The 9,704-nt window shown below is 54.8% G+C and carries 8 protein-coding genes and 3 pseudogenes; 2 read left to right on the plus strand and 9 right to left on the minus strand.

All coding sequences use genetic code 11. The features are described from left to right. Positions 1-257: 257 nt before the first annotated feature. From ACP39K_RS23995 to ACP39K_RS24020, 6 genes and pseudogenes are all read right to left on the minus strand, one after another. Positions 258-1,378, minus strand: a protein-coding gene (locus ACP39K_RS23995; protein WP_497008960.1) for an IS3 family transposase whose coding sequence is annotated in 2 segments (ribosomal slippage) — positions 258-1,120 and positions 1,120-1,378 — 1,122 coding nt in all. Because the reading frame shifts where the segments join, the coding sequence is not laid out codon by codon here. A gap of 633 nt (positions 1,379-2,011) precedes the next feature. Then, a pseudogene (locus tag ACP39K_RS24000) lies at positions 2,012-2,574 on the minus strand (transposase); the annotation flags it as partial. 105 nt (positions 2,575-2,679) lie between these two features. Beyond that, positions 2,680-3,450: an ethanolamine ammonia-lyase subunit EutC gene (gene eutC / locus ACP39K_RS24005; RefSeq protein ID WP_497008961.1), complete on the minus strand. Its 771-nt coding sequence runs from the start codon at positions 3,448-3,450 to the stop codon at positions 2,680-2,682. Beyond that, positions 3,447-4,835 (minus strand): ethanolamine ammonia-lyase subunit EutB, encoded by a 1,389-nt coding sequence (locus ACP39K_RS24010; protein WP_497008962.1) that lies wholly within the window; start codon positions 4,833-4,835, stop codon positions 3,447-3,449. Before ACP39K_RS24010 ends, eutC begins: the two co-directional genes overlap by 4 nt. A gap of 9 nt (positions 4,836-4,844) precedes the next feature. Further along, a complete protein-coding gene (gene eat, locus ACP39K_RS24015) occupies positions 4,845-6,224 on the minus strand; it encodes an ethanolamine permease (protein ID WP_497008967.1) in 1,380 nt (459 codons plus the stop codon). Positions 6,225-6,637: 413 nt separating this feature from the next. Then, a pseudogene (locus tag ACP39K_RS24020) lies at positions 6,638-7,294 on the minus strand (IS91 family transposase); the annotation flags it as partial. A 262-nt stretch (positions 7,295-7,556) separates the two neighbouring features. Between ACP39K_RS24020 and ACP39K_RS24025 the strand changes: the two are divergent. Together ACP39K_RS24025 and ACP39K_RS24030 are read left to right on the plus strand one after the other, a co-directional pair. After that, positions 7,557-7,700, plus strand: a complete 144-nt coding sequence (locus tag ACP39K_RS24025; RefSeq protein WP_497008963.1) for a hypothetical protein — start codon at positions 7,557-7,559, stop codon at positions 7,698-7,700. Between the two features lie 164 nt (positions 7,701-7,864). Then, positions 7,865-8,449: a hypothetical protein gene (locus ACP39K_RS24030; protein WP_497008964.1), complete on the plus strand. Its 585-nt coding sequence runs from the start codon at positions 7,865-7,867 to the stop codon at positions 8,447-8,449. A 106-nt stretch (positions 8,450-8,555) separates the two neighbouring features. On the opposite strand, the pseudogene ACP39K_RS24035 reads toward ACP39K_RS24030, so the two are convergent. The 3 genes and pseudogenes from ACP39K_RS24035 to ACP39K_RS24045 form a co-directional block, all read right to left on the minus strand. Then, positions 8,556-8,630: pseudogene (locus ACP39K_RS24035) on the minus strand (hypothetical protein); the annotation flags it as partial. A gap of 268 nt (positions 8,631-8,898) precedes the next feature. Continuing rightward, positions 8,899-9,513, minus strand: coding sequence for a DUF2913 family protein (locus tag ACP39K_RS24040; protein ID WP_497008965.1), 615 nt, complete (start codon positions 9,511-9,513; stop codon positions 8,899-8,901). Positions 9,514-9,541: 28 nt separating this feature from the next. Then, positions 9,542-9,704, minus strand: a 163-nt coding sequence (locus ACP39K_RS24045; protein ID WP_497008968.1) for an Rpn family recombination-promoting nuclease/putative transposase, incomplete at its 5' end; no start/stop codon positions are given.

Below are 9,704 nucleotides of genomic sequence, written 5' to 3' on the forward strand. Positions count from 1 at the left end.
GATATACCCTATTACCACTGTCTCTGGAAATCGCCGGGTTGCTGACCTGCTGCCACGGCTGCGGCAACCAGGCCGTGACTGGCTTAACTAATTCATATAATTTTTCTTTACTTACCTTTTATTTCATACGCATTATGAATGTATGAATGTATGAATGTATGAATGTATGAATGTATGAATGTATGAATGTATGAATGTATGAATGTATGAATGTATGAATGTATGAATTGACCTGCCCCCTGGATTAGATACAACCTTCAGTTAGTAATGTCGGTTGGTTTTTCTTCATATTTCCTGTTTCGCCAGTCCGCTGCAAATTCAGCTGGTGTCTGGTAATCCAGCGATGAATGTGGACGGCACTCGTTATAATCCTGCCGCCAGTTATTAATCGTTTCCCTGGCATAAGCAATATCGCTGAACCAGTGCTCGTTCAGGCATTCATCTCTAAATCGTCCGTTAAAACTCTCAATAAATCCGTTCTGTGTCGGCTTGCCCGGCTGGATAAGCCGTAGTTCCACACCATGCTCAAAGGCCCATTGATCGAGCGCACGGCAGGTAAATTCCGGGCCCTGATCGGTTCTTATTGTCGCCGGATAGCCTCGAAACAGAGCGATGCTGTCCAGAATACGCGTAACCTGAACGCCTGAAATACCGAAAGCAATGGTGATCGTCAGACACTCCTTCGTGAAATCATCCACACAGGTCAGGCACTTGATCCTCCGACCGTTAGCCAGTGCGTCCATAACGAAATCCATCGACCAGGTCAGGTTCGGCGTATCCGGACGCAGAAGCGGAAACCGTTCGGTCGCCAGCCCTTTGCGGCGTCGTCTGCGCTTTACGCTCAATCCATTAAGGTGGTAAATGCGGTATACCCGCTTGTGATTGACGTGAAAGCCCTCCCGACGCAGTAGCTGCCAGATCCGTCGATAACCAAAACGTCTGCGTTCAAGCGCCAGCTCAGTGATACGCCCTGATAAATGTGCATCAGCAGACGGACGCTGAGCGTCATAACGGCAGGTCGACAGGGACAAACCTGTAATCCTGCAGGCACGACGTTGCGACAGACCGGTCGCATCACACATCAACACCACGGCTTCCCGCTTCTGGTCTGTCGTCAGTACTTTCGCCCAAGAGCCACTTGAAGCACCTCCTTATCCAGCATGGCTTCGGCAAGCAGCTTCTTGAGTCGGGCGTTCTCCTCTTCAAGCGACTTAAGTCGCTTCACCTCAGGAACTTCCATGCCACCAAACTTCTTGCGCCAGGTGTAGAAAGTGGCATCGGAAATGGCGTGCTTACGGCAGAGCTCACGGGCAGAAACTCCGGCTTCCGCTTCGCGGAGAATACTGATGATCTGTTCGTCGGAAAAACGCTTCTTCATGGGGGCGTCCTCATGTGGCTTATGAAGACATTACTAACATCGGGGTGTGTTAATCAACGGGGGGCAGGTCAACTGGTGTCGAATGTTTTAAACATTTGACTGACACATCAGTCAAACATGGACAGAAAGCATTTGTAGATTATTCAGTCGGTAATGTGAGTGCTGTGGATCCACATAACTGGATCACCATACTCTCTAATGACGCAGAAAAACCAAGTAGTGACGAGTATAATAAGTACAAAGTGTCTACGTACGCGCCGCATGTTTCAGGGCTAGCTAAACTGGATACTTCTAATTTGGCGGTCGGGACCTATAAAATATGGCTCATCGCAAATGACGGGTATGATGTGATCGAGGGACCAGCTACCCTAGAAATTACTAACTAGATCCTGTCCCCTATTCTGGGTAAATACCTTTTCTCAGAAGTGACCGTTCAGGCGGTCACCGAATGTAGCGCCCCTGCCGTGTTCGCACCGTAGGGGCGCTACGTTCATGGTTAGGAAACTCAATCAGCTCTTTTTGAGTTTCCTAACCATGAATTCAGGCGAAGGATCTCCCCATATAGTGAGGATTGTCGCAGGGTAATGCAGAAAAATGCCAGTTTTGCTGTGTTTTTCATCTAAAATCCGTTTTTCAGGCGCACTTATCCAGAGCCGGTGCCTGAAGCCATCGTTTTTTTTGCCATCTTATGCAGCCTGTCTGACAGCATTTTTGTAGCGTGCTCGCCCGCCATGGTGCCGGCAAAGTGCAACCGACCTTTGCTGAGAATGCAGTGATACGGAACGGTACCCAGTAACACTTTCATCAGCACAGCGAACCCTGGCTTCTGCGGTTTTTCGCGTGGCGTCATCTCCAATGCTTCGTAGATTTTCGGCAGCAACGAGCCACGTTTGCGGTTGGCCAGGAAGCCATAGTAGCGCACCATTTTAAAATGTCGTGCCGGATATGGTTGACGTAGCGCCACAGCATCTCTTCTTGAGTTAGTTTCTGGCGTTTGTGCCGCTGCGTGTTGTGGCCGTAGTACTGATGAACGACCGAGCCGCCACGGTAATGACGGAGCTGCGATGCCGCCACCGGTGGGCGTTTCAGGTAGCGGCGAGGTATTTGACGCTGCGCCAGGCACCGCGGGTCTTTTTGGCAAAGTGGATCTTCCAGTGGCGCCGATATTGCGCCTGCAGGTAGCGCTTCCACTGCTCAAGTTTATAATATGGATTGGAACCGGGCAGGATTTCAAAGAAATAGCTCACGTTATTGCACTTTTCTGTGAGCGAAAACCCATTTTGCCAGCACTCATCGGGGAATTAGTGGCCTAGCCGCGGTTTGACCCGCTGGTGCAACGCTGGATTATCACTCTCATCCTTAAGCTGTACGCCCGTCAGACGGCGCAAAAATGCCTGCTCAAGCAGCCATGCCAGCTTGAATGCCGCAGCCGCATGCTCAAGACCTTCCGGGCGGATATTAGAAATACAGTTGCGCTCCGACTCCAGGCGCTGACGTTCCGGCTTCCAGGTCAGATAAACCCCTAAGCTATCCGGCGAGGAAAGACCTGGACGCTCACCAATCAGCATGGCAATAGCCTTGCAGCCCATGATCTCGCCGATATCATCGCCCAGCGCGACCCGGGACTGGTGCGCAAGCACCACCGGCGCCACCGTTAAGCCCAGGGTGTTGAGGTAAGGAAGCAGTTCCCGAATCAGCGCCACTGCCTGACGATGGACGGCGTGTGAAGAGAGCCCATCGCCAATCACCAGCAGCAGATCGTACGAATCAAAATGCCTGGAATGTAGCATCTCTCGACTCTCATCGCTTAATTGCCGCCCCCAATCAGGACGATTCAGATAGCGATGTCTATCCGGCGCCGCGCTCTTCACCGTGAGGGTTATCAGGCCCAGTTCCGCTAGCGGCTCTTCCAGTTTTTCACTGTGAAACGGCTGATGCGCCGCATCGCGTGCCTGAGCATGGGCCAGACCAAAATTAAGTACTTCCCGGGTCGGCAGGCTCGCTCCACTGCGGCCCAGCGCGATACGCGCGTCAGTGAACTCTCTCAGTAACGTCCAGGTATCGGTACTCATGACGATATCTCCTGCGGAAAAGCGGCCAGCAGCGGGTGGCTGGCTGCCGCCAAACGCAACTGCCCGTGGGTATCGATGATTTGCATGCGGGTCAGCCAGTCGGCAAATTCAGGCGAATGCTTTAACTCCAGCAGGCGGCGGGCATACAGCGCATCGTGGAATGAGGTACTCTGGTAGTTGAGCATGATGTCATCCGCGCCCGGCACGCCGATTAAAAAGGTCAGGCCGGCGTTACACAGCAGCGTCAGCAGGGTGTCCATATCATCCTGATCCGCTTCGGCATGGTTGGTGTAGCAAACGTCGCAGCCCAGCGGCAGGCCCATCAGCTTACCGCAGAAGTGATCTTCCAGGCCGGCGCGAATAATCTGTTTGCCGTCATACAGATACTCCGGGCCAATAAACCCGACCACCGTGTTGACCAGCAGCGGGTTGAAGTGACGCGCCACCGCATAAGCGCGGGTCTCGCAGGTCTGTTGATCAACGCCGTGGTGCGCGTTGGAGGAGAGGCAACTGCCCTGTCCGGTTTCAAAATACATCACGTTATTTCCGAGCGTGCCGCGCTGCAAGCTCAGCGCCGCATCGCTGGCCTCCTGCAGCAGCGCCAGGTTGATACCAAAGCCGCTATTTGCCGCTTCCGTCCCGGCGACTGATTGAAATACCAGATCCACCGGCGCGCCGCGTTCAATCAGCTGCAGCGTGTTGGTTACATGCGTCAACACGCAGGATTGGGTGGGGATCTCAAAGCGAGAAATCACATCGTCCATCATGTAGTTCAGGCGTTCCAGTATCGGCAGGCTGTCGCTGGCGGGGTTAATGCCCACCACCGCATCGCCCGCGCCGTACAGCAACCCATCCAGCATACTGGCGGCAATCCCTTTAATATCATCCGTAGGGTGATTCGGCTGTAAGCGAACGCTGAGCCGACCGGGCAGGCCGATAGTATTACGAAACTGCGTGACTACCTGGCATTTGCTTGCCGCCAGGATCAGGTCCTGGTTACGCATCAGCTTACTCACCGCCGCCGCCATTTCCGGCGTGATAGCCTTCGCCACCTGGCTTAGCGTCTGGCTATCGGTCGTGTCATCCAGCAGCCAATCGCGAAAGTCGCCCACGGTTAAGTGGCTAATTCGCTGAAAGGTAAGACTGTCGTGAGTATCGATAATCAGTCGGGTCACTTCATCCTGTTCGTAGGGGATGAGCGGATTTTCAAGAATGTCGCGCAACGGCACGTCGGCCAGTGCCATTTTAGCCGCCATCCGTTCCTCTGCAGATTCGGCGGCGACACCGGCCAGAGAATCCCCGGACCGTGCCGGAGATGCTTTCGCCATTAACGTCCTGAGACTGTCGAACCGGTAACTACGGTGCGCCAGAGTCGTTTTATACATTGTTTCTCCTCAGGCGATTGTCCGAAGCTGCGGGTCAATTGCCGCACGTTCACGCGACGAGGCGGTCATGCGGAACCATGCATAGCCCGCCAGCATCATCACGGCAAAAATCAGCGCCAACAGCGTGTTGTAATAAACCATTGCCACCAGGCACAGCACCGCCATCGCGAGCGCAAAAGCGGGCGCATACGGGAACAACGGCGCTTTAAACGGTCGCTCAAGATTCGGTTCGCTGCGGCGCAGTTTGAACAGCGCAGCAAGCGAAGTGATATACATGACGATAGCGCCAAAGACCGACATCGTCACAATACAGGCTGTTAGCGGCATCCCGCTAATGGTAATCAGCGAATCCGAGAAAATGGCCGTAACCCCTACCACACCACCGGCCAGGATAGCCCAAATAGGCGTGCGGGTACGGCTATTGAGCTTCGCCAGACCCGCCGGGAGATAACCGGCCCGCGCCAGTGAATAGATCTGCCGCGAATAGCCCATAATAATCCCATGGAAGGAGGCCACCAGGCCAAACAGCCCGAGCCAGACCAGCATATGCAGCCAGCCGCTGCTGTTGCCGACCACCACCTTCATCGCCTGAGGCAACGGGTCATTAATATTGGACAGCGCGCGCCAATCGCCCACGCCACCGGCAAAAACCATCACCCCAATCGCCAGTACCGTTAGCGTCAAAATTCCACCGCCAAGCGCCAGAGGAATTGTGCGCTGCGGGTTTTTTGCCTCTTCCGCCGCCATTGACGCCCCTTCAATTGCCAGGAAGAACCAGATAGCAAACGGTATTGCTGCAAACATCCCCGGCAACGCCAGCTCGCTAAAGCTATTTGATCCCGCCCAGCCGTTGGCGGTGAAGTGATCCCAGGAGAAGCCCGGCGCCACGACGCCCATAAACACCAGCAGCTCGAAAATCGCTAACAGCGTAACGATAAGCTCAAAGGTGGCGGCGATGCCAACGCCCAGAATATTCAGCGTCATAAAGATCAGATAGGCGCCGCAGGCGATCCATTTCGGGTCAATCGCCGGGAATTGCACGTTCAGGTACGCGCCAATCGCCATCGCAATCGCGGGCGGGGCAAAGACAAATTCAATCAGCGTGGCGAACCCGGCAATAAAGCCTCCGGTTGGCCCAAAGGCGCGGTATGCGTAGGCAAAAGGCCCCCCGGCATGAGGAATCGCGGTAGTCAGCTCGGTAAAACTAAAAATAAAGGCGCAGTACATGGCGGCAATCGCCACCGCAACAATCAAGAACCCCATGGTTCCCGCCTGCGCCCAGCCATAGCTCCAACCGAAATACTCACCGGAGATGACCAACCCTACGGCAATGCCCCACAAGCGGAAGCTGCCCAGTGTTCTTTTTAACGTCGTTGTCTGTGTTGCCATCATCGACTGCCTCTCGAATAGTCACCCTGTTAACAAAACTAATGCAAAGGCAATGCCATGAGTTCAAACATCGGTGAATCAATCACTTGTATTAAGCAAGGATATTTTGATGAGCCAGAAAGGGGCGAGATGCACTATTTCAGGGAGGATTTTCCGGACGCGGGGCCATGTAATGAACGGTAGGTCGGATAAGGAGTTTACGCCACCATCCGGCAATCTGCGCGGAGTCTGCCGGATGGCACTGCGTTTATCGGAGAGCATGAAAAACCTTGATGGTTAGGAGATTGGTTCGTATCTTTTGAGAGCGACTGACCATGAACGGTTGCGATCTATATCCGCTGATGGTGCCGCATGGCGATGATTCACGTGCGAAAATACCTATTTTGCCGTGTTTTTAATCAAAAACTCATTTTTCAGGCGCACTTATCCAGAGCCGGTGCCTGAAGCCATCGTTTTTTCGCCATCCGCTGCAGCCGGTCAGAGAGCAGTTTGGTGGCGTGTTCACCTGTCACTGCGCCGGCAAAACGCAACCGACCTTTACACAGGATGCACTGGTACGGGTCGGTGCCCAGGAAGCCTTTCATCAGCACCGCAAACCCGGGACGTTTTGGTTTTTTCCGTACCGTCATCGCCAGCGCGTCGTAGACCTTCGGCAGTAGCGTGCCCCGCTTGCGGTTGGCCAAAAAACCGTAATACCGCACCATTTTAAAATGCCGCGCCGGGATATGGCTGACGTAACGCTGCAGCATCTCCTCCTGGCTGATTTTCTGGCGTTTGTGCTGCTGCGTGCGGTGATCGTAATACTGATGCACCACGGCACCGCCGCGGTAGTGGCGCAGCTGAGAAGCGGCCACCGGCGGGCGCTTCAGGTACCGGCCCAGGTATTTTACGCTGCGCCAGGCGCCGCGGGCCTTTTTGGCAAAGTGCACCTTCCAGTTGCGGCGGTATTGCGCCTGCAGGTAGCGATGCCACCGCTCCTCGTTACGAATATGGCCGAGGCCCGGCAGGGTGCCGGGGTTGATTTGCGCGTAGTTGTCCCGCAGCAGATAGACGACGGCATTGCGCCAGATAATCACAAACCTTCAAAAAAGGGAGGAGGACGCTGGCACCCAATGCCGCTCTGCTGGCCAGCTGGGTGAGCCCCGACTGGAGGTGCTTTCAATGGATGTACTCATGGCCTGTGATAAAGCTGAAGTCCGGGAGGTTCTGGCAAAAATTATGACATTCTTCAGGGGCGGGCTTAGCATTGTTGCCTGAACGAACACTTTCCCGATACTGTATCGATGTGAAGGGATGACAGACAACCCTTATTAATCAAAAGGAAAGGTTAACATGAAAAAGTCACTGCTTATTCTGAGCGCGCTGTCGCTTTCCATCAGCGGAATTTCTCAGGCTGCAGGTCAGATTGATGAACAGATCCTGCGGGAAAAGGCCGCTTTTGCGCTGGGGGGGGACCCAGGAGCGGGTCACGCTTGAACAGTCTGATCGTACCCCTGAACCTAACAGCTATTTTTTTAACGCCCGTTACCAGGGAAGCTGTATCAGTGTTATGTGGCCACCATGCAGGAGCGGATCATGTCTGACGCTGTTTGTCGTCCAACTGATGGCTCTGATTTACCCCGTTAATGTAGGGAGGCAGGATGGCGCCATCGCCAATACAGCAAAAATTGCGATTGCCTCCGAACGTTCAGGTTAGGAGGCGGGGAAACGCGTACGTCATTTATTATGGTGATGATGAGGTGGGTGGTGTGGTTGTCGCTGAAACCCTATCCGACGATACACAGCTGCGCCCGTATGTTAAAGCTCCTGTGGAGCTGAACAGGGATATTGTCGCTCTGGTTGCTCAACAGATGGCCTATGCGCTGATTGAGCATGCCGCCAGGCAGCCTGATGGTGCCAGACATCCCCTCTCATCTCCGGCCCCCATTCCCGGCACGACGCTCCTCGAAAACACTATGTTCCCCTGCTCCCGCTGCGGGCGAATAACTGCTCGGCTGGTTTTTGCCCTGGAGTGTGTGTCTGAGGCTGATATGGTGTCCTTGGGCGCCCGTCTCGTGATCGACGTCAGGTATGCCCCCTACCCGGTCTGGCTGATTGGTGCGCCGGACAGTGAGGACGATAGTGTTGCCCTGCATCTATCTGATGCTGCAGCTGGCACCGGTCAGGGGCGAGGTATGCCGGGAACATCCCGACCAGATGAACAGCCGACTGATGGAATTGGATGATAAACATCAGTGCTGAAGGACAGTTGCCGGTCTTGAGGATATATTTGGCGTCGACGGCCAGATCCAGCACCTCCCCTCGCAAAAAATACCGGCACCAAACAACAGCCTGAACTGCGCCGTGCATGTTGAGGCGCACCGAAGCGTAGAACTTGAGGGCGTTGCCGCCGGCGGTGGTTTCGGGGGGGGCTCATTTTATGTTCTCCACTGGTCGGAAACGGAACGTGTCATTAAAATTTAACTGTGTGTATAAACAGTTAAATGTAAAGCCGACGGGTAATGGCAAGGGATTATGGTGAGGTCAACCGTGCGGCGGGCACAAGCCCCTCATTTTGAGGCGAATATTTTTACCGACGATGCGCACAGGTTATCCCCCAAATTTGTGGATAACGTCCTGGTTGTGAGTGGCGCGGCGCCGTTGGCGGAATATGTGAACCGTGTCGGTCGTGGTGTTACGCCGGTTCAAGCGCGATGGTGTGGCAGGCTGACGTGCTGCCCTGCCGGCGCGTACACAGTCCGTACTCGGCCATCACATGCATAAACCGGTCGGCGTCACCGACCACCCGAAACGTGACGGAATGCAGATGGCGACCGTCCTGGACAAAAGCGGCATTCAGCGCCGTTTTTTCGACATAGAACCCGTTATGCTGTGACGGTGTCGGCACGACGCCGGACTTCCACTCTTTCGCGTCCAGCAGATAATTGTCCCAGCCCTGGTCTTTCAGGGTTTCGGAGGCGTAGGTGAGTCGGAACTGGTCGGACTGAGCGGCCAGGTTGCCGCTGCAGGAACGCCAGAGGTACTCAAGATGCTGGCGCAGTTTGCCGGCCGGGCCGTGCTTACGGCCGCGGTCGAGTAACCACCGGATGTCAATCGCCACGCTCCTGGGGAAGCGTTTTTGCTTTTGAGCGGTGGCCAGCCAGCGGATCAGGAACAGGTTTTCGGCATAGGGCGTGCCGGCGATACCGTACTGGCGCGCCAGCCCCAGCGCCGTCAGGGCGCAAAACGCCAGATGGCTAAGCACCCTGGTGGTGTTTTCCGGGGGAAAGGATGCGGTTTTATCAGTCAATGGCTGCCCTGCCCCTCGACGCAAAGGATTAGTGGCGAATTTGCGCCAGGTCGTCAGCGGTCAGTCCGGTCATTTTCATCACCGAATCGCGATCGAGGCCGTTGGCCAGCATGGTGCGGGCAACTTCGAGTTTGCCTTCATTGCGCCCTTTTTCAATACCGCGCTGTTCACCCAGTTGGATACCCTTCTCA

This window comes from Serratia sp. EC4, from assembly GCF_059652115.1.

What these genes read in the sequence shown, in the direction of transcription:
- eutC (WP_497008961.1), bottom strand. Translation starts at nt 3,450, where the DNA reads ATGAGTACCGATACCTGGACGTTACTGAGAGAGTTCACTGACGCGCGT.
- ACP39K_RS24010 (WP_497008962.1), bottom strand. Translation starts at nt 4,835, where the DNA reads ATGTATAAAACGACTCTGGCGCACCGTAGTTACCGGTTCGACAGTCTC.
- eat (WP_497008967.1), bottom strand. Translation starts at nt 6,224, where the DNA reads ATGGCAACACAGACAACGACGTTAAAAAGAACACTGGGCAGCTTCCGC.
- ACP39K_RS24025 (WP_497008963.1), top strand. Translation starts at nt 7,557, where the DNA reads ATGAAAAAGTCACTGCTTATTCTGAGCGCGCTGTCGCTTTCCATCAGC.
- ACP39K_RS24030 (WP_497008964.1), top strand. Translation starts at nt 7,865, where the DNA reads ATGGCGCCATCGCCAATACAGCAAAAATTGCGATTGCCTCCGAACGTT.